This is a genomic window from Mesorhizobium sp. (assembly GCF_004963255.1).
Classification (GTDB): domain Bacteria; phylum Pseudomonadota; class Alphaproteobacteria; order Rhizobiales; family Rhizobiaceae; genus Mesorhizobium.
Window position 1 is genome coordinate 69,025 of record NZ_SUGA01000015.1, and the last position, 17,333, is coordinate 86,357.

A 17,333-nucleotide genomic window follows, 5' to 3' on the forward strand; every position below is an offset into this window, starting at 1 on the left:
GCCACACCGCCGCCACAATTTATTCACAACGGCGAAGCCGGCTTTTGCCGAAGAGTTTCAACGGCTAACGGCAAATCCCCGGTCGCAAATTCCACAATCATGTCGCATTGCAGCACGTTTTCCGCTTGCCTGTGGCCCAAATGCCCCTAGACTCCTGCCATAGCTCTGAAGAGGAGGCTATGGCATGGGACTGACGAGGCCGATCAACGCTTTGATGATTTGTGCCGCATTCGCATTCATCGGTGCCCTGATCATAGGTGTTCTTCCCTGACCCGCCAAAGCCGGGAAGACCAAGCACCGAGAATAGTCCAACAGTTCGAAAAGGCCGGGTTTCCACCCGGCCTTTTCCATTTCCGGCGACCTCAGGCCGCGGCCGACCCGGTCGCCTCCGCCTCATGCGAGCGGATGCCGATCATGTGGCAGACGGCAAAGACGAGGTCGGCACGGTTCATCGTGTAGAAATGGAAATCGCCGACGCCGCGCTCGACGAGGTCGAGCACCTGCTCGGCCGCCACGGCCGAGGCCACCAGCGCATGCGTCTGCGGGTCGTTCTCAAGCCCCTCGAAACGCTCGGCCAGCCATGCCGGCACCAGCGCCCCGCAGCGCGACGAGAAATTGGCGACCTGGGTGAAATTATGCACCGGCAGGATGCCAGGCACGATCGGGATATAGATGCCGGCGCGGCGCGCCCGCTCGACATAGCGTTCGTAGAGATCGTTGTCGAAGAAGAACTGGGTGATCGCCCGCGTCGCGCCATTGTCGACCTTGCGCTTCAGCATGTCGATGTCGGTGGCGAAATCCGGGCTTTCCGGATGCTTTTCCGGATAGGCCGAGACCGAGATGTCGAAATCGCCGACGCTCTTCAGCGCCCCGACCAGTTCGGCGCCATTGGCGTAGCCGTCCGGATGCGGGCGATAAGCGGTTCCGACGCCTGCGGCCGGATCGCCGCGCAGCGCGACGAAACGGGTGACGCCGAAGTCGACGAACTCGCGGATGACCGTGTCGACCTGGTCGCGCGCGGCGTCGACGCAGGTCATATGCGCCGCCGGCGTCAGCGACGTCTCGTTGAGGATGCGCTTGACGGTGCGCGCCGTGCGCTCGCGGGTCGAGCCGCCGGCGCCGTAGGTCACCGAGACGAATTCCGGCCTGAGCGGCTCCAGCCTTGTGACTGTATCCCACAGCCTTGATTCCATCTCGTCGGTCTTCGGTGGAAAGAACTCGAACGAGACGCTGACCTTCTCGCCGATGTCGGGGCGACGGGAAAAGCGGAACTGGTTCATCAGGCTGTTTCCCTCACTGGCAAGGAATCGTTGGACGGATCGGCGATCTGCAGGCGGCGGTCGCGGCCGAGCCAGAGCTTGACGGTGAGCCTTGCCTCGTTGCCGCCGCGCGGCTCGAATTCTTGGCTGTCCTCGAGGTCGAGGCCGGCCTCCGCGAACCAATCGGACATCTGCCGGTCGGAGAAGCCCAGCCGCATATGGGCGTGCTGATCGCGCAGGAATTCGAGATTATGCGGCGCGAAGTCGACGACAATCAGCCGGCCCGATGGCCTGAGCAGCCGCGCCGCTTCGGCGATGGCGCGGGCGGGATCGTCGAGATAATGCAGCACCTGGTGAATGGTGACGAGATCGAAGGCGTTGCGCTCGACCGGCGGCGAGAAAATATCGCCCTGGCGAACCTGCGCATTGGCGATACCGGCCTTGTCGAGATTGGCGCGCGCCACCGTCAGCATCTCGCGCGACATGTCGATGCCGACACCGCGCCGGTAGAGCGGCGCGAAGATTTCGAGCAGCCGGCCCGTGCCGGTGCCGAGGTCGAGCATCGACTGGAACGGCCGCTTGCCGACAAGCTTGACGAGCGCCGCTTCGACCGCGCGGTCCGGCACATGCAGCGAGCGGATATGATCCCAGCTCGCAGCATTCTCGGAGAAATATTCGGCGGCCCGGTCCTGCCGCTTGCGCTTCACTGCCGCCAGCCGCTCGAGATCGCGCACCACCTGCGGATCGGCCTCGCTGATGCCGGAGACCACACGCTGCACGAAATCGCGCGAATTATCCGTATCGGTCAGCCGGAAGAAGGCCCAGGACCCTTCCTGGTAGCGGCCGATCAGCCCTGCATCGAGCAGCAGCTTCAGATGGCGTGAGACGCGGGGCTGCGACTGTCCGAGTATCTCGGTGAGGTCGGAGACGGTGAGATCGCCCCGCGAAAGCAGCACGAGGATGCGCAGCCGGCTGGATTCGGCCGCCGCCTTCAATGTATCTACCATTGTGTCGAGCGAGACATGCATGAGCGGGCTCTCGTTGAAAGATATAAAGATATGTTTATGTCGATTTTGAAACCCTGGCAAGCGCTATGTCGCTTCCGGACAAGAAAATGGCGCAGCCGTGATCCGCGCCTGGCAGACGGTTCTTGCGCGGAGTGAAGAGCATGTTTGAGGCGCGCGAAGGTGAAACGCTGCTTGCGGCCGATCCGGCGGAGTTGCGGCCGGACGGCCACGTCGTCTTTATCGGCCGCATCGTCTCGCCCTGGGTCAGCCGCGAGGACTGCCCCAAGAACATGCGCGCCGCTCGCGAATCCGGGCGGGCCGCAACCGTCCTGATCGACGAGCCCTATCGCCCGGGGCTGCGAAACCTGGAACGCGCCAGCCACGTCGTCATCCTGTCCTGGCTGCATCACGCGCCGCGCAATCTGATCGTCCAGAAGCCGCGCCATGCGGCCGAATCGAAAGGCGTTTTCTCGCTGCGCTCCCCTGCCCGGCCGAATCCCGTCGGCCTGCATGTGGCGAAGCTTGTCACGCTCGACATCGCGGCCGGACGGATCGCCATCGACGCCATCGACGTGCTCGACGGCACGCCGGTCATCGACATCAAGCCCTATTACGCTTCAACCGATGCCTTTCCCGAAGCGACCATCGCAGGACGCGACGACAAATGAGCGCCCCCACCGGCCGCCGCCGCGCCATCGCCAAGGCGCTGACCGCGCTTCTTCCGCTCGCGCCCTATGCCGACATGGAAAAGATCCGCGCCGACGCCGGCTCGGTGCACATGAAGACCCTGCCGCCGACGATTGCGGTGTGGCTGGCCACCATCGCCCACGTCCGCCATGCCCATACCGATTATGAAAAGCTGCTCGCCGAGGGCTACGACCGGGATTCGGCGCGCTTCTTCGTTATCGAGCAGACCAATGTGGTGCTCACCCGCTGGCGCGCGACAAGGCTGCTCGAGGAAGACGACGAGGATGAGTGAGGCCAAGCGGCGCCTTCTGCCTGGCTCTACTGCATCCGCAACCGGAAGCTAGCCTGCCTTGCCGACGATCGAGGGAGGAATGAAATGAGCCAGGCAGCCGCCACGCCAGCCAAGCGGTTACCCTTTCTCTCCGAACGCCACATCGACCCGCATGCCTATCCCGACGGCGTCGCCTTCCACGACGGGCAATATCTGCCGATGTCGCAGGCCAAAATCTCGGTGCTGGACTGGGGATTTCTGCATTCCGACGCCACCTACGACACGGTCCATGTCTGGGACGGCCGCTTCTTCCGCCTCGACCTGCATCTCGACCGGTTCTTCGGCGGGCTGGAGAAGCTGCGCATGACGATCCCGTTCGATCGCGACGGCGTTTCGGAGATCCTGCACAATTGCGTCGCGCTGTCGGGCCATCGCGCGGCCTATGTCGAGATGCTATGCACGCGCGGCGCCTCGCCGACCTTCAGCCGCGACCCGCGCCAGGCGATCAACCGCTTCATGGCTTTCGCCGTCCCCTTCGGCTCGGTCGCCAATGCCGAGCAATTGCGCACCGGCCTTCATGTCGCGATCAGCGACAAGGTCCGCATTCCGCCGGCCTCGATCGATCCTTCGATCAAGAACTACCATTGGCTCGATCTGGTCCGTGGCCTTTACGATGCCTATGACCGTGGCGCCGACACCGCGCTCGTCCTCGACTTCAATGGCAATGTCGCCGAAGGCCCGGGCTTCAACGTCTTCTGCGTCACGGACGGCAGGCTCACGACGCCCGCCGTCGGCGTGTTGCCCGGCATCACGCGCCGCACCGTCTTCGACCTGTGCGCCGAAATCGGCCTCGCCGTCAAAGCGGAAGCGATCGGCGTCGCCGCTCTCAGAGGCGCCGACGAGGTCTTCATCACCTCGACCGCCGGCGGCATCGTGCCGGTCACCACGATCGACGGCGCGCCGGTCGCCGGCGGCAAGGTCGGTCCGATCACCGAGCGGTTGATGGCGCTCTACTGGAAAAGGCATGAGGATCCCGCCTGGTCAAGTGCGGTGCATTATCCCTGACCTGCCAGCCAAATAATTCCGGCGCCGCCTCTGGAAAAAAGCCGAAAGCGCCGTACATGCAGCAAGCGGAGTAACCTCCGCTTACATCCGGAATACATCGCCCCTAAGGCAATCCCAGGAAAAGCGCACAGCCGTTTTCCGTCCGGAATTGCGCAAAACAAACACTTGGAGTGTCCGGCGATTCTGAGAGGCGCTGCACCGCTCCAACGGCAAGGATCACAGATCATGACAAGCAAGGTTTGGTTCATCACCGGATCGTCGAAGGGCTTTGGCCGCGTCTGGGCCGAGGCCGCGCTCGCCCGCGGCGACCGCGTCGCCGCCACCGCACGCGATGCCGGCACGCTCGCCGATCTAGTCGAGAAATATGGCGACAACATCGCCGCCCTGAAGCTCGACGTCACCGACAAGCGGGCGGTCGACGCCGCGATCGCCGAAGCGCACAAGCGGTTCGGCCGGCTCGACGTCGTCATCAACAATGCCGGTTACGGCCATTTCGGCGCCATCGAGGAGGTCACCGAGCAGGAGGCCCGCGACCAGATCGAGACCAACGTCTTTGGCGCGCTCTGGGTCACCCAGGCGGCGCTGCCCATCATGCGCGCGCAGCGCTCCGGCCACATCATCCAGATCTCTTCGATCGGCGGCGTCAATGCCTTTGCCTCGATCGGTCTCTACCACGCCTCGAAATGGGCGCTGGAAGCATTCAGCCAGTCGCTCAGCCAGGAGGTCGGCCAGTTCGGGATCCACGTCACACTGGTCGAGCCCGGCGGCTTCTCCACAGACTGGGCCGGGCCATCGGCCAAGATTTCCAAGCCGATGGACGTCTATGAGCCGGTCCGCGCGGCGATGGCCGAGCGCCGCAGCCGTTCCGTCGCCGGCGATCCGCAAGCGACCGGCCCGGCAATGTTGGCGATCGTCGATGCCGCCGAGCCGCCGCTCCGGGTCTTCTTCGGCGATGGCGGCCTGCCGATGATCAAGCAGGAATACGCCAATCGCATCGCCACTTGGGAAGAGTGGGATGATGTTTCGGTGATGGCGCAAGGCGCCAACAAGAACCGCAAGGCGGCCTGACCGCGAGGGTTGGACCTGGACCGGCCGAGGCATGTTGAGGTTCAGGTCAGGGCGAGTCGAGAACGGTAGGTTCCGAGAACCGGGACGGAGCGTGCGTTTTGACACGTGAGTACCGGAAGTGCAGGAACCTGCCGTTCGCAGGCCGGCCTCACCTGAATATCAGCAAGCCTCAGCGATAGATCCACTGCTCCGGCACCCGCACGGAAATCTCTTCACCGGCCCGAATGATGCCCGGCTTCTCGACCCAGGCGACGAGGCCGCGCAGCCGTTTCGCCTCCTTGGGAAAGAGCAGCGCGGTGGCATCGCTATCCAGGGCGCCGACATGCTCGGCGATCGACAGTCCGGCAAAGCGGCACGGCTTGTTCTGGCCATCGACCTTGAGCGTCACACCGCCCTTGAAGAACATCAGCGAGCCGGCCGGCAGCATCGACAGATGCGGCACGCCTTCGACCACGAGATTGGCGCCGATCCACTCCGGCCTGATTTCCGCGAGGCCCATGCGCTGCGCGACAATGGCAACTTCATCGGCGGCGACCAGCGACAATTGCCGCTCGTTGCGCATCTCGGTGCCGCGCGGATACCAGGGCTCGCGCCCGCCCGAACGCCGCGTTGCCCCCGCATGGAAGTCGCCTGCGATACCGTCGAAGCCAAGCCGCAGTTCCTCGACCGCCCTCGTCTCGAAATGATCGTGCGGGGCAGCATAGAGCGCCGTTGCCTTGGCCGCGAGCTTGCGGCCCGGCACGATGTCAACCGCCGGTTCCGCCATGGGAAAAAGGTCCAGCTTCGTTTCCTGCATGCCGCTGGTCTAAAGGTGCCGAAGAATGCGGTCCAGTCGAAAGCGCTGATGATCCGATCACGCCGCTTGATGGCAATCACGATCTTCTTACCGCGAATCCCTTTCGCTGGCCGCGGCAAGTCGCAATGCTGCCGCGCTGGCCGAATAGACGATCGCGCGCGCAATCGGGAGGAGGCCCGATCTTGCAGGTTGGACACGCAATCGCAGCACTCTGGCTTTTCTGGGCGGTATCCTGGGTCCTTGCCGCTGCCTGGGCAGATCCCGCGCAAAAGCGCGCCGATCTCAAATCAGAGGCGCGCTATGGTGTCCTTTGGCTTACCGGCACCGTGCTGATGTTCGTGCCGGCGCATGGCTATATCGGCCGGCTGCGGCTCTGGACGCCGACGCTCACCGAGGCCTGGATCTGCGTTGCCCTGATCGCGCTCGGCATCGCCTTCGCCTGGTGGGCGCGCCTGCATCTTGGGCGGCTGTGGTCGGCCAACGTCACCGCCAAGGCCGATCATCGCGTGGTCGATACCGGCCCCTATGGCCTTGTCCGCCACCCGATCTACACCGGCCTGCTGCTGTCGATCCTCGCCACGGCGGCCGTCAAAGGCACGATATGGGGTATCGCGGGCGCGGCGCTGCTGGTCGTCGGCGTCGTCGTCAAGGCGAGGCTGGAAGAAAGCTTCCTGCGCGGCGAGCTCGGCCCGGCCTATGACGACTATGCCAGGCGCGTGCCGATGCTGATGCCGTTCGCGCCGGCGTGACGCGGCGGGATGGCTTTACAGCATTCTGAGCAGCGCGCCCCCAATCGAATAGCCGGCGCCGAAGGCGCAGATCAGGCCGAAATCGCCAGCCTTCATGTCGGCATGGTTCTCGGACAGCGCCACGATCGCGCCGGCGCCGGCGGTGTTGCCGAGCCGCTCCAGCACGATGGGCGCGCGGTCATGGTCGACGTCGTGGCCGAAGGACAATTTCAGGATCATCGCATTCATGCGCGCATTGGCCTGGTGCAGCCAGAAGCGACGGATGCCTTCCGGCGTCAGCCCGTGCTCGGCCAGGAATTCGACGATGAACTTCTGGCCAGCGACGGTGACTTCCTTGAACACCTTGTTGCCGACCTGCTTGATCAGGTTGCCTTCTAGGTTGATCATGTAGGGATCCTCCTGGGCGGTGCGCGTGTAATAGCCGAGATTGGTGCGGATGTTGTTCGACATCTGCGTCCAGGTGCGCGTGTCGAGCACCTCGAAACGCCCAGGCCGCTTCTCGCCTTGCGCCAACCCCTCGACGACCATGGCGACCGAGGCATCGCCGAAGATGAAATGCGTCTGCCGGTCGCGGAAGTTGAGATGGCCGGTGATGATCTCCGGCGTCGACACCAGGACGCGTTTGTGCGCCCCTGCCCTCACCAGGTTGACGGCAACATGCAGCGCCGCTGCCGCCGAAGAGCAGCCCAGCCCCATGTCAAAGCCAGCGCCTTTGGTGCCCAGCGCCTCCTGCATCTCGATGGCAATCGCGGGATAGGGCCGCTGATGGTGCGAGGCCGAGCAGATCACCAGGTCGATGTCTGACCCATCGACGCCTGCATGGGCAAGCGCCTTCCTGGCCGAGGCGATGCCGAACTCCGCCTCCAATGACAGCGCGTCGTCCGGCCGCGCCGGAATGCGCGGCGACATGCGGGTCGGATCGAGGATGCCCTCGCGCTCGATGACATGGCGGCTCTTGACCCCCGAGGCATGCACGATGAAGTCGCTGTCCGATTTCTGCAGGGGCGTCTCGCCGGTATCGGCACGGCGCGCATTCTCGGTGTCGACCCAACTGTTGAAGCTTGCGACCAGCTCCTCATTGGTGATGACGGGTTCAGGGATTTCGGCGCCGATGCCGCTGATGATGACGCGATGCATGTCCAATCCGTCCGAGGGGAGGCAAGTGGTGCCGAGGCAAGGCGCTACACTTGTCGCATTTGCCCGGTTTATTCCAGCTTAATTCGACAACCAGCGCTGGCATTCAGGTGGTGGATGCTCAAGCGCGTTTGGCGACGATGAAGATACGCGGGAAGCGCAACAGCACCTTGCCGTTCGCGGTTTTCGGATAGGCCTTGGCGATCTTGGCGGTATAGCTGTCGAGGAACAGCTTCTTCTCATCCGCGTCGAGCGGATCGAGGAAGGGCTTCAACCCGGTCGACTTGACCCACTCGACGATCGCTTCGGCGTCGGCCAGCGGATGGTTATAGATCGTGTGCCAGATGTCGAGCCGGTCGGCGAGCGGCGACAACAGATCATAGTAGAACGACACCGGCGGCAGCGGCCCGCGGGCCGCGCCCTCGAGCTTGGCTGCGAACGGCACTTCCGCAGCGGTCTCGCGCATCAGCTGATGCGAGGCTTCGCCGAGATTGTCCGGCATTTGAACCGCCAGAGCGCCGCCCGGCGCCAGCAATCCCATCAGCCGTTGGAACACAGCCGGATGGTCCGGCAGCCACTGGAAGACGGCATTGGCGAAGATCACGTCGACGGGATGCTCTGGCTGCCAGTTGGCGGCGTCCGCCAGCTCGAAATTGACATTCGGCAGCCGCGCCCGCGCCTTCTCGATCATGTCGGGGGAGGTGTCGAAGCCGCTCACCTGCGCATCCGGCCAGCGCTCGACCAGAAGCTCGGTCGAGTTGCCCGGGCCGCAGCCGATGTCGATGACGCGGCGCGGAAAATCGACCGGGACCTGTACAACTAGATCTCGCGCCGGCCGCGTGCGCTCGTCCTCGAACTTCAGATATTGGGCGGCGGACCAGTCAGCCATTGGACAACCTCGCTCTGTTCGCCGCCCCTTCGGACCGATGCTACCGCGTCAGCCGCTTGTGCGTCATGCGGTGTGGCGCCGCCGCTTCCGCACCGAGGCGGCGCAGCTTGTCCTTCTCATATTCCTCGAAATTGCCTTCGAACCACTCGACATGCGCGTCGCCCTCGAAGGCGAGCATGTGCGTGGCCATGCGGTCGAGGAACATGCGGTCGTGGCTGATGATGACCGCGCAGCCGGCATAGGCCTCGAGCGCGTCTTCCAGCGCAGCCAGCGTTTCGGTGTCGAGGTCGTTGGTCGGTTCGTCAAGCAGCAGCACATTGCCGCCGCCCTTCAGCATCTTGGCCAGATGGACGCGGTTGCGCTGGCCGCCCGAAAGGTTGCCGACCTTCTGCTGCTGGTCGCCGCCGCGGAAGTTGAAGGACGAGCAATAGGCGCGGCTGTTGACCTCGTGCTTGCCGAGCTTGATGACCTCGGCGCCGCCGGAGATCTCTTCCCACACCGTCTTGTTCGGGTCGAGCGCGTCACGGCTCTGGTCGACATAGCCGAGCTTGACGGTCTCGCCGATGCGGATCGAGCCGGCATCCGGCTTTTCCTGCCCTGTTACCATCTTGAACAGCGTCGTCTTGCCGGCGCCGTTCGGGCCGATGACGCCGACGATGCCGCCCGGCGGCAGCTTGAACGACAGGTTCTCGATCAGGAGCTCGTCGCCAAAGCCCTTGTTGAGGCCTTCGACCTCGATGACGACATTGCCGAGGCGCTCGCTCGCCGGGATGACGATCTGCGTGTCGGTCGGCTTGCGGTTCTGCGACTGCTCGACCAATTCCTCATAGGCCTTGATGCGCGCCTTCGACTTGGTCTGGCGCGCCTTGGGCGAGGACTGGATCCACTCGCGCTCGCGCCAGATCGACTTCTGGCGAGCGTCGTCCTCGCGCCCTTCCTGGATCAGGCGCTTGGCCTTGGCATCGAGATATTTGGTGTAATTGCCCTCATAGGGGATGCCGCGGCCGCGATCGAGCTCGAGGATCCAGCCGGTGACGTTGTCGAGGAAGTAGCGGTCGTGGGTGATGATCAGCACCGAGCCCGGATAGTCGCGCAGATGCTTTTCCAGCCACTGGGTGGTCTCGGCGTCGAGATGGTTGGTCGGTTCGTCGAGCAGCAAGAGGTCGGGCTGTTCGAGCAGCAGGCGGCAAAGCGCCACGCGGCGACGCTCACCGCCCGACAGGTTGGTTACTTCGGACTCCGGCGGCGGACATTGCAGCGCGTCCATCGCCATCTCGACCTGCTGTTCGAGATCCCACAGATTGAGGCGGTCCATCTCGTCCTGGAGCTTGGCCGACTCGTCGGCCGTCTCGTCGGAATAGTTCATCATCAGCTCATTGTAGCGCTCGATGATGGCGGTCTTCCTGGCGACGCCGTCCATGACGTTTTCACGCACGGTCTTGGTGTTGTCGAGCTGCGGCTCCTGCGCCAGGTAACCGACGGTCGCGCCTTCCGCCAGCCACGCCTCGCCCTGGAATTCCTTGTCGAGCCCGGCCATGATGCGCAGGATCGTCGACTTGCCGGAGCCGTTGGGGCCGAGGATGCCGATCTTGGCGTCCGGATAGAAGGACAGGTGAACGTTATCAAGCACCTTCTTGGTGCCATAGGCCTTCGACAGGCCTGACATGTGATAGATGAACTGGCGAGCCACGCGCGCTTTCCCTGGAAACTGAAGTGTCAAAGTGAATGGGGGTTGCGCGCTATGTAGGCGATGAAGCGCTGCACGGCAATCGCTTTCGGCGCGCAGGCTGTCAAACGGCGCGCATTCGCCGGTTTTGCGGTCCCACTCCGTCCATAGCTTTTCACAGCCGTCGGCCATGCCTGAAATCAGCGGTTAACCATTCGCCTTCAAAACGCTAATAGGTTGGCAAATGGCGGCCATGCCGCGGTTTCGGGGAAAGATCGGATCGACGACGTGCTGAACGGTGCCCTGCTCCTTGCCGAAGCGGTTCTGTATTTCGGGGCCATGGTCACGCTTTTCCGCTTCCGGCGACGCATCGGCCTTGGCGTGTTCATCTGCGCGCTCGGCGTAATGCACTTCCTCGAAACCTACCTCGCCAGCGTCTTTTATGTCGCGCTGCCGTTCGGGCTGGTATCGCCGGGCTCCGCCGTGCTGTTCTCCGGCAAGCTGGTGATGATCCTTCTGCTCTACATGAAGGAGGATGCGGCGACCGTGCGCCAACCGATCTACGGTCTTTTGCTCGGCAACGCCCTGATGATCGGCCTGGTGCTGATCCTGCGGCTGCACGCCGTTTCGCCGCTTCCCGACGGCAGGATGCCCGATATCGCCTTCATCGATGAGATGGGCTGGCTCATGGTGTGGGGCACCTCGCTGCTGTTCATCGACGCCATCCTGATCATCCTGCTGTACGAGAAGCTCGGCGCCTATCTGCGCGCCAGGCCGTTCATGCGCATTCTCGCATCGGTCGCCTGCGTGCTCACCTTCGATCAGGCCGGCTTCTTCACCGCGCTGCATTTCGTCGCCGGCGCGCCGATCGAGGTCTTCTTTGGCGGCTGGCTCGCCAAGATGGGTGCCGCGCTTGCCTATAGCGGCATGCTCATAGCCTATCTCAAATGGGTCGAGGACAATGATGTCGCCGTACCGCGCGGCCTCTCTGACATCTTCGACACGCTCACCTATCGCGAACGCTATGAGGCCCTGGTCAAATATGTCGGCCGCGACGGTCTTACCGGCCTGCTGCATCGCGGCAGCTTCGATGCCGACGGTGAATCCGCGGTCACGGCTGCCATCAGGATGGGCAAGCCGCTTAGCCTTCTCATCGTCGACGTCGACCATTTCAAGTCGATCAACGACCGCTTCGGCCACGCCGAGGGCGACAAGGTGTTGAAATCGATGGCCGTGCTGCTGGCCGAGACGATCGGCGGCAACGATCAGGTGTTCCGGATAGGCGGCGAGGAATTCGCCATACTGACGCAACAGTCGCACGCGCCCGCCAGGCTGCTCGGCGAGACCATCAGGAACGCCACCAAGACCTCGGGGCATACTGCCCGCTTCAACATCACGGTGAGCGCCGGCGTCTCCACCGTCAGCGAGACGACGCGCTCCCTTGCCGACATTTTCGCGCTGGCCGATCAGCGTCTCTACAAGGCTAAATTCAGCGGCCGCGACCGCGTGGTCGGGGAGCCAGGCAGCGAGCCGATCATCATCCAGGCGACGCCCAGATCGGCCTGACCAAGAACGGCCTGCTCAATCAATCCCGCCTACTGGAAACCGATCGCGTCGACCGTCCCCTTCGGACAGCCGGCCTTGGCTGTCGGCGCGGACGCCATGAGGAGGTCGGCGAGCTTGCTGTCGGGCCCGATCGGGCCTGACAGGCCGAGCGTGATCTCGCCGATCAGACGCCGGCCGCTCGACGGGTCGACTAGGCACGAGACGCGCACGCGGTCCCCGGCGCCGGCGCCGAAGGCCGCGTTGAAGGCGCCGCGGATCTGGTCGGAGGTCAATTGCTTGCCGATGTTCTTGGTGAAGAGATCGCGCACCGCCGAGGCGTTCACCGCCCGCATCAGGTTGAGCGCATCGGAGAAATACTCCTGCTGGCTCTTGCCGTAGCAGGTGCCGTGCTTGATCCATTCATGCCGCTCCAGCTTGGAGGCGGTGCCCGGCATCACCTGGTCGAGCTCGGCGCGCGTGTTCGCGTCGAGCTTTACCGGTGGCAAATCTCCCCAATGCGCCGGATTGTCATTGGCTTTATCGGCCGCCGGCACCTGGCAATAGAAATTGCCGTTCGGCTGCGGCCACAGGCCGTGCAGCGTGAAATGCGAGGCATCGAACTCGGTTGGATTCTGCGCCTTGCATTCGGGCTTGCTTGCCTTGGTCTCGCAGAAGGCCGGCTCCCAGCTCAGCGCAAAGACATATTCCGGTTTGCCGGAGGCCGACGGCTTGGTCTGGCCGGCAGGCGCCGGGGTGGTCGCCGCGCTGCCGCCGCTGACATGGCCGCAGCTGATCTTCACCCAGCGCCGCTCCGGATCGGCGCCCGGCACCTGGATGAGATAGTGGGTGGGCTCGTCCTTATTGCCGGCAAGAAGATCGTAGGACTTGCCAGCCTCGGTCGAGATATTGCCGGGGTTCTTGCCGCTCTTGATCGCCTGCGTCGCCGGACAGGCGCTGTCGGCGACGAACGTGCCGCTCATCTTGACGTCGGCATTAGCCGCACCGGCGCCGGCCAGAACCAGCACCATCGCACCCCACAATGCCCAAACCCGCATTCCCGCTCTCCCGGCGATCATTGATCCGTATTGGATTCGTCACACTAGAACAGCCGGCGTGTCAGAATTGCGATCTTTTTTCACCGTGCGAGAAAACAATCCCCAGCTGAGCGCATCGGCGTGTCCGCAGGCGCGCCCGTCCACTTGACGTATGTGGCGCCCTCGCCCAACAGTCACCGAGGGAGCGAGACATGCCATTCGACAAGCAAACCAGCCTGGCCTCACCCACCGGGGCCGAGCTCAACCTCTATGTGAAATACGCTGAGGCGAAGCCACGCGCCGTGGTGCAGATCAACCATGGCCTGGCCGAGCATGCTGCGCGCTACGCCCGCTTTGCCGATTACCTCGCGCCGCGCGGCTTCCACGTCTATGCCCACGATCACCGCGGTCATGGCGCGACGAAGGCGCCCGACGCGCCGCTCGGCAAGTTCGCAGCTGTCGACGGCATCGCCAAGGTGATCGCCGATGTCGACGCCGTTCACGACCTGATCGCGAAAGAGCATCCGGGCTTGCCGGTGATCGTTTTTGGACATTCGCTCGGCGCCTCGATCGCGCTCAACTTCGTGCTGCGCCATTCGCAGCGCGTCCATGCCGCGGCGATCTGGAACGGCAATTTCTCACAAGGCCTGCTCGGGCAGTTGGCGCTGCTCATCCTCGGCTGGGAACGGATGCGGCTGGGCTCCGACGTGCCGTCGCGCCTCCTGCCCAAGCTCACCTTCCAGGCCTGGGGCAAGGCGGTGCCCAACCACCGCACCCTGTTCGACTGGTTGTCGCGCGACGCTGCCGAGGTCGACAAATATGTCGCCGACCCGCTCTGCGGCTGGGACGCCTCGATCTCGATGTGGCGCGATGTCGTCAATATGGCGCAGCACGCCGGCAAGGATTCAAGTTTCGCAGCCGTGCGCCGCGACCTGCCCGTCAATCTTGTCGGTGGCGAGAAGGATCCCGCGTCTGACTACGGCAAGGCCGTCGATCATTTGGCAAAGCGCATTCAGGCGATGGGCTTTTCGAATCTGGTTTCAAAGGTTTACGCCGACACCCGCCATGAAAGCCTGAACGAGATCAACCGCGACACCGTCATGAACGATTTCGCCGCCTGGGCGGACAGCGTGCTGAAATCCTGACGCGGTGGCCTATCGCATGGGTCGTGACACAGGCCGCCCCGATTGCTAGAGGCTGCGCTTTGTTTAACCACGGTGATCCATGGCCGAACCCCCGCTGAAAGGCATCCGCGTTATAGAGCTTGCCCGCATCCTGGCCGGCCCCTGGGCCGGGCAATTGCTGGCCGACCTCGGCGCCGACGTCATCAAGGTCGAGAGCCCGGACGGCGGCGACGACACCCGCAAATGGGGCCCGCCCTTCGTCATGAGCCATGACGGCGAGAACCTCTCGGCCGCCTATTACCACTCCTGCAATCGCGGCAAGCGGTCCATTGCCGTCGATTTCTCCAAGCCGGAGGGCGCCGAGACGCTGCGCAAGCTGGTCGCCACCGCCGACGTGCTGATCGAGAACTTCAAGCTTGGCGGCCTCAAGAAATACGGCCTCGACTATGAAAGCCTGAAGGCGATCAATCCGCGCCTCGTCTATTGCTCGATCACCGGCTTCGGTCAGGACGGTCCCTATGCGCCGCGCGCCGGCTACGATTTCATCATCCAGGCCATGGCCGGCATGATGTCGATCACCGGCGAGCCGGGCCGCGAGCCGCAGAAGGCCGGCGTCGCGATATCCGACCTCTTTACCGGCCTCTATTCGGTGATCGCCATCCAGGCCGCACTTCGCCATGCCGAAAAGACTGGCGAGGGCCAGCACATCGACATGGCGCTCTACGACAGCCAGATTTCGGCGCTCGGCAACCAGAACCTCAACTATCTGGTCTCCGGCAAGTCGCCGGTGCAGATGGGCAATGCGCATATGAACATCGCCCCTTACGAGGTCCTGCCGGTCAGGGACGGCCACATCATCCTGGCAGTCGGCAATGACGGCCAGTTCGGCAAGTTCTGCGCCGTGGTCGGTCTCGCCGATCTGCCCACCGATCCGGATTTCGCCACCAATCCCGCCCGGGTCGCCAACCGCGTGAAGCTGCGCGAACGCATCATCGAGACCCTCGCCACTTGGGATCGCGATCCACTTCTGGCGAAGCTTGAGGCCGCGGGCGTGCCGGCAAGTCCGATCAACACGATCGGCCAGATGTTCGCCGACCCGCAGACCATAGCGCGCGGGATGCGGCTCGACCTTGACGACGGCCATGGCAACCGCCTGCCCTCGGTGCGCGCGCCGATGGTGATGTCGGGCACACCGCTCGTCTATGAGCGTCCCTCGCCGCGCCTTGGCGAGCACACACAAGAAATCCTTGCCGAACTGGAGAAAGCAAAATGAAGACCGGCGGACAACTGATCGTCGAGGCGCTCGAGGCGAACGGCACCGACCGCATCTTTTGCGTTCCGGGCGAATCCTATCTCGCGGTGCTCGACGCCCTGCATGACTCCTCGATCCGCACCATCGTCTGCCGTCAGGAGGGCGGTGCTGCGATGATGGCCGACTGCCAGGGACGGTTGACCAGCAAGCCCGGCATCTGCTTCGTCACCCGTGGCCCCGGCGCCACCAACGCTTCGGCCGGCGTCCACATCGCCATGCAGGATTCGGTGCCGATGATCCTGTTCATCGGCCAGGTCGCCAGCCACGCCAAGGAACGCGAGGCCTTCCAGGAGGTTGACTACAAGCGCTTCTTCGGCGACATCGCCAAATGGGTGGTGGAGATCGACGATGCCGCGCGCATCCCGGAATTCGTCACCCGCGCTTTCGCCGTCGCGACGTCAGGACGCCCCGGCCCTGTGGTCATCTCGCTGCCCGAGGACATGCTGACCAGCGAGGTCGAGGCTCCGGCAGCCCTGCCGCATACGCCGGTCGAGACCCGTCCCGGCGAAGCCGAGCTCGATGCGGCGCAAATGCTGCTCGCCAACGCCAAGCGTCCCTTCGTCATCCTCGGCGGCACGCGCTGGAACGAGGAAGCCGTGGCGCAGATGCGCGTGATCGCCGAGACGTGGTCGCTACCGGTCGGCTGCTCCTTCCGCCGTCAGATGCTGTTCGACCATCTCCATCCGAATTACGCCGGCGATGTCGGCATCGGCATCAATCCCAAGCTCGCGGAGCGGATCAAGCAGGCCGACGTCGTGCTATTGATCGGCGGCCGCCTTGGCGAGATGCCGTCTTCCGACTACACGCTGCTGAAGAGCCCCTACCCCGACCAGGCGCTGGTGCATGTCCATGCCGACGCCGGCGAGCTCGGCCGTGTCTACCGGCCGACGATTGCGATCAATGCTTCGCCCGCCGCCTTCGTCGAGGCCTTCGCCAAACGCAAGCCCGCCGCCAGCCCTTCCTGGGCGGCCGAGGCGGAAAAGGCGCATGCCACCTATCTCGAATGGTCGACGCCGCCGCAGACCGGCCCAGGCGCCGTCCAGATGGGACCGATCATCGAACATCTGGGAAAAGTCCTGCCGGAGGACGCCATCCTCACCAACGGCGCCGGCAACTACGCCACCTGGGTGCATCGCTTCTACCGCAACCGGCGCTTCGGCACACAGGCGGCGCCCACCTCCGGCTCGATGGGCTATGGCACGCCGGCCGCGGTCGCCGCTAAGTCGCTGTTCCCGGACCGTACCGTGATTGCCTTCGCCGGCGACGGCTGCTTCCTGATGAATGGCCAGGAGTTCGCGACGGCTGTTCAGTATGACCTGCCGATCATCGTCATCGTCGTCAACAACGGCATTTACGGCACGATCCGCATGCATCAGGAGCGGGAATATCCGAGCCGCGTCGTCGCCACCGAACTCAAGAATCCGGATTTCGCGGCGCTGGCTCGCGCCTATGGCGGCCATGGCGAGACGGTAGAAAAGACCGCCGACTTCGCGCCGGCCTTTGAACGCGCGCTGGCCAGCGGCAAGCCGGCGATCGTCGAGATCAAGCTCGATCCCGAAGCGATCACGCCGACCCGCACGCTGACGCAGATCCGCAACAAGAGCTGAAGTGCCTGCAAGGCAGCGATCCTTCGCGCCCCCCTCTGGCCTGCCGGCCATCTCCCCCACAAGGGGAGATTAGCAGTTCCATCGCCCCGCCCTTTTGAAACGCTGGTGATTGGCGAAAGC

At 64.1% G+C, this 17,333-nt stretch carries 16 protein-coding genes; 9 read left to right on the forward strand and 7 right to left on the reverse strand.

Annotated elements, in window-relative coordinates; translation table 11 throughout:
- Positions 1–362: 362 nt before the first annotated feature.
- A complete protein-coding gene (metF, locus tag E5X34_RS17325) occupies positions 363–1,280 on the reverse strand; it encodes a methylenetetrahydrofolate reductase [NAD(P)H] (protein ID WP_292567107.1) in 918 nt (305 codons plus the stop codon).
- Entirely contained in the window at positions 1,280–2,287 is a 1,008-nt protein-coding gene (locus E5X34_RS17330; protein WP_292567110.1) for a metalloregulator ArsR/SmtB family transcription factor, read from the reverse strand. The genes metF and E5X34_RS17330 overlap by 1 nt, the downstream gene beginning before the upstream one ends.
- A gap of 140 nt (positions 2,288–2,427) precedes the next feature.
- On the opposite strand from E5X34_RS17330, the gene tsaA reads away from it, so the two are divergent.
- The 4 genes from tsaA to E5X34_RS17350 all read left to right on the forward strand — a co-directional run bounded on the left by tsaA (position 2,428) and on the right by E5X34_RS17350 (position 5,357).
- Positions 2,428–2,934, forward strand: coding sequence for a tRNA (N6-threonylcarbamoyladenosine(37)-N6)-methyltransferase TrmO (gene tsaA / locus E5X34_RS17335; RefSeq protein ID WP_292567112.1), 507 nt, complete (start codon positions 2,428–2,430; stop codon positions 2,932–2,934).
- Positions 2,931–3,245, forward strand: coding sequence for a DUF2293 domain-containing protein (locus tag E5X34_RS17340; protein WP_040988087.1), 315 nt, complete (start codon positions 2,931–2,933; stop codon positions 3,243–3,245). Before tsaA ends, E5X34_RS17340 begins: the two co-directional genes overlap by 4 nt.
- Positions 3,246–3,329: 84 nt before the next feature.
- Positions 3,330–4,289: a D-amino acid aminotransferase gene (locus tag E5X34_RS17345; RefSeq protein ID WP_292567116.1), complete on the forward strand. Its 960-nt coding sequence runs from the start codon at positions 3,330–3,332 to the stop codon at positions 4,287–4,289.
- A 225-nt stretch (positions 4,290–4,514) separates the two neighbouring features.
- Complete coding sequence (locus E5X34_RS17350; protein ID WP_292567119.1) at positions 4,515–5,357, forward strand: SDR family oxidoreductase; 843 nt, start codon at positions 4,515–4,517, stop codon at positions 5,355–5,357.
- 169 nt (positions 5,358–5,526) lie between these two features.
- On the opposite strand, the gene E5X34_RS17355 is transcribed toward E5X34_RS17350, so the two are convergent.
- Positions 5,527–6,153 (reverse strand): MOSC domain-containing protein, encoded by a 627-nt coding sequence (locus E5X34_RS17355; RefSeq protein WP_292567122.1) that lies wholly within the window; start codon positions 6,151–6,153, stop codon positions 5,527–5,529.
- 182 nt (positions 6,154–6,335) lie between these two features.
- Between E5X34_RS17355 and E5X34_RS17360 the strand changes: the two genes are divergently transcribed.
- Positions 6,336–6,902 (forward strand): isoprenylcysteine carboxylmethyltransferase family protein, encoded by a 567-nt coding sequence (locus E5X34_RS17360; RefSeq protein ID WP_292567125.1) that lies wholly within the window; start codon positions 6,336–6,338, stop codon positions 6,900–6,902.
- Positions 6,903–6,917: 15 nt separating this feature from the next.
- On the opposite strand, the gene E5X34_RS17365 is transcribed toward E5X34_RS17360, so the two are convergent.
- From E5X34_RS17365 to ettA, 3 genes are all read right to left on the reverse strand, one after another.
- Positions 6,918–8,039, reverse strand: coding sequence for a beta-ketoacyl-ACP synthase III (locus E5X34_RS17365; RefSeq protein WP_292567128.1), 1,122 nt, complete (start codon positions 8,037–8,039; stop codon positions 6,918–6,920).
- 118 nt (positions 8,040–8,157) lie between these two features.
- The gene (tam, locus tag E5X34_RS17370) at positions 8,158–8,925 is read right to left on the reverse strand and encodes a trans-aconitate 2-methyltransferase (protein WP_292567130.1); all 768 of its coding nucleotides are present in this window, start codon (positions 8,923–8,925) and stop codon (positions 8,158–8,160) included.
- A 40-nt stretch (positions 8,926–8,965) separates the two neighbouring features.
- Positions 8,966–10,615 carry an energy-dependent translational throttle protein EttA gene (ettA, locus tag E5X34_RS17375; protein ID WP_126060051.1) on the reverse strand — a complete coding sequence of 550 codons (1,650 nt, stop codon included), beginning with the start codon at positions 10,613–10,615 and terminating at the stop codon, positions 8,966–8,968.
- Positions 10,616–10,879: 264 nt separating this feature from the next.
- Here ettA and E5X34_RS17380 point away from each other — a divergent pair, with 264 nt between their 5' ends.
- Positions 10,880–12,157, forward strand: a complete 1,278-nt coding sequence (locus E5X34_RS17380) for a GGDEF domain-containing protein (RefSeq protein WP_292567133.1) — start codon at positions 10,880–10,882, stop codon at positions 12,155–12,157.
- Positions 12,158–12,186: 29 nt separating this feature from the next.
- Here E5X34_RS17380 and E5X34_RS17385 read toward each other — a convergent pair whose 3' ends face one another.
- Positions 12,187–13,191, reverse strand: a complete 1,005-nt coding sequence (locus E5X34_RS17385; protein ID WP_292567136.1) for a ribonuclease — start codon at positions 13,189–13,191, stop codon at positions 12,187–12,189.
- A gap of 191 nt (positions 13,192–13,382) precedes the next feature.
- On the opposite strand from E5X34_RS17385, the gene E5X34_RS17390 reads away from it, so the two are divergent.
- From E5X34_RS17390 to E5X34_RS17400, 3 genes are all read left to right on the forward strand, one after another.
- Positions 13,383–14,315 carry an alpha/beta hydrolase gene (locus E5X34_RS17390; protein WP_292567139.1) on the forward strand — a complete coding sequence of 311 codons (933 nt, stop codon included), beginning with the start codon at positions 13,383–13,385 and terminating at the stop codon, positions 14,313–14,315.
- A 79-nt stretch (positions 14,316–14,394) separates the two neighbouring features.
- Positions 14,395–15,567: a CaiB/BaiF CoA-transferase family protein gene (locus E5X34_RS17395; RefSeq protein ID WP_292567142.1), complete on the forward strand. Its 1,173-nt coding sequence runs from the start codon at positions 14,395–14,397 to the stop codon at positions 15,565–15,567.
- Positions 15,564–17,213: a thiamine pyrophosphate-binding protein gene (locus E5X34_RS17400; RefSeq protein WP_292567145.1), complete on the forward strand. Its 1,650-nt coding sequence runs from the start codon at positions 15,564–15,566 to the stop codon at positions 17,211–17,213. Before E5X34_RS17395 ends, E5X34_RS17400 begins: the two co-directional genes overlap by 4 nt.
- The last annotated feature ends 120 nt before the right edge of the window (positions 17,214–17,333 follow it).

Excerpts from the sequence above, each read along its gene's own strand:
- metF (WP_292567107.1), bottom strand. The coding sequence starts at position 1,280 with ATGAACCAGTTCCGCTTTTCCCGTCGCCCCGACATCGGCGAGAAGGTC.
- E5X34_RS17330 (WP_292567110.1), bottom strand. The coding sequence starts at position 2,287 with ATGCATGTCTCGCTCGACACAATGGTAGATACATTGAAGGCGGCGGCC.
- tsaA (WP_292567112.1), top strand. The coding sequence starts at position 2,428 with ATGTTTGAGGCGCGCGAAGGTGAAACGCTGCTTGCGGCCGATCCGGCG.
- E5X34_RS17340 (WP_040988087.1), top strand. The coding sequence starts at position 2,931 with ATGAGCGCCCCCACCGGCCGCCGCCGCGCCATCGCCAAGGCGCTGACC.
- E5X34_RS17345 (WP_292567116.1), top strand. The coding sequence starts at position 3,330 with ATGAGCCAGGCAGCCGCCACGCCAGCCAAGCGGTTACCCTTTCTCTCC.
- E5X34_RS17350 (WP_292567119.1), top strand. The coding sequence starts at position 4,515 with ATGACAAGCAAGGTTTGGTTCATCACCGGATCGTCGAAGGGCTTTGGC.
- E5X34_RS17355 (WP_292567122.1), bottom strand. The coding sequence starts at position 6,153 with ATGCAGGAAACGAAGCTGGACCTTTTTCCCATGGCGGAACCGGCGGTT.
- E5X34_RS17365 (WP_292567128.1), bottom strand. The coding sequence starts at position 8,039 with ATGCATCGCGTCATCATCAGCGGCATCGGCGCCGAAATCCCTGAACCC.
- tam (WP_292567130.1), bottom strand. The coding sequence starts at position 8,925 with ATGGCTGACTGGTCCGCCGCCCAATATCTGAAGTTCGAGGACGAGCGC.
- E5X34_RS17385 (WP_292567136.1), bottom strand. The coding sequence starts at position 13,191 with ATGCGGGTTTGGGCATTGTGGGGTGCGATGGTGCTGGTTCTGGCCGGC.
- E5X34_RS17390 (WP_292567139.1), top strand. The coding sequence starts at position 13,383 with ATGCCATTCGACAAGCAAACCAGCCTGGCCTCACCCACCGGGGCCGAG.
- E5X34_RS17395 (WP_292567142.1), top strand. The coding sequence starts at position 14,395 with ATGGCCGAACCCCCGCTGAAAGGCATCCGCGTTATAGAGCTTGCCCGC.
- E5X34_RS17400 (WP_292567145.1), top strand. The coding sequence starts at position 15,564 with ATGAAGACCGGCGGACAACTGATCGTCGAGGCGCTCGAGGCGAACGGC.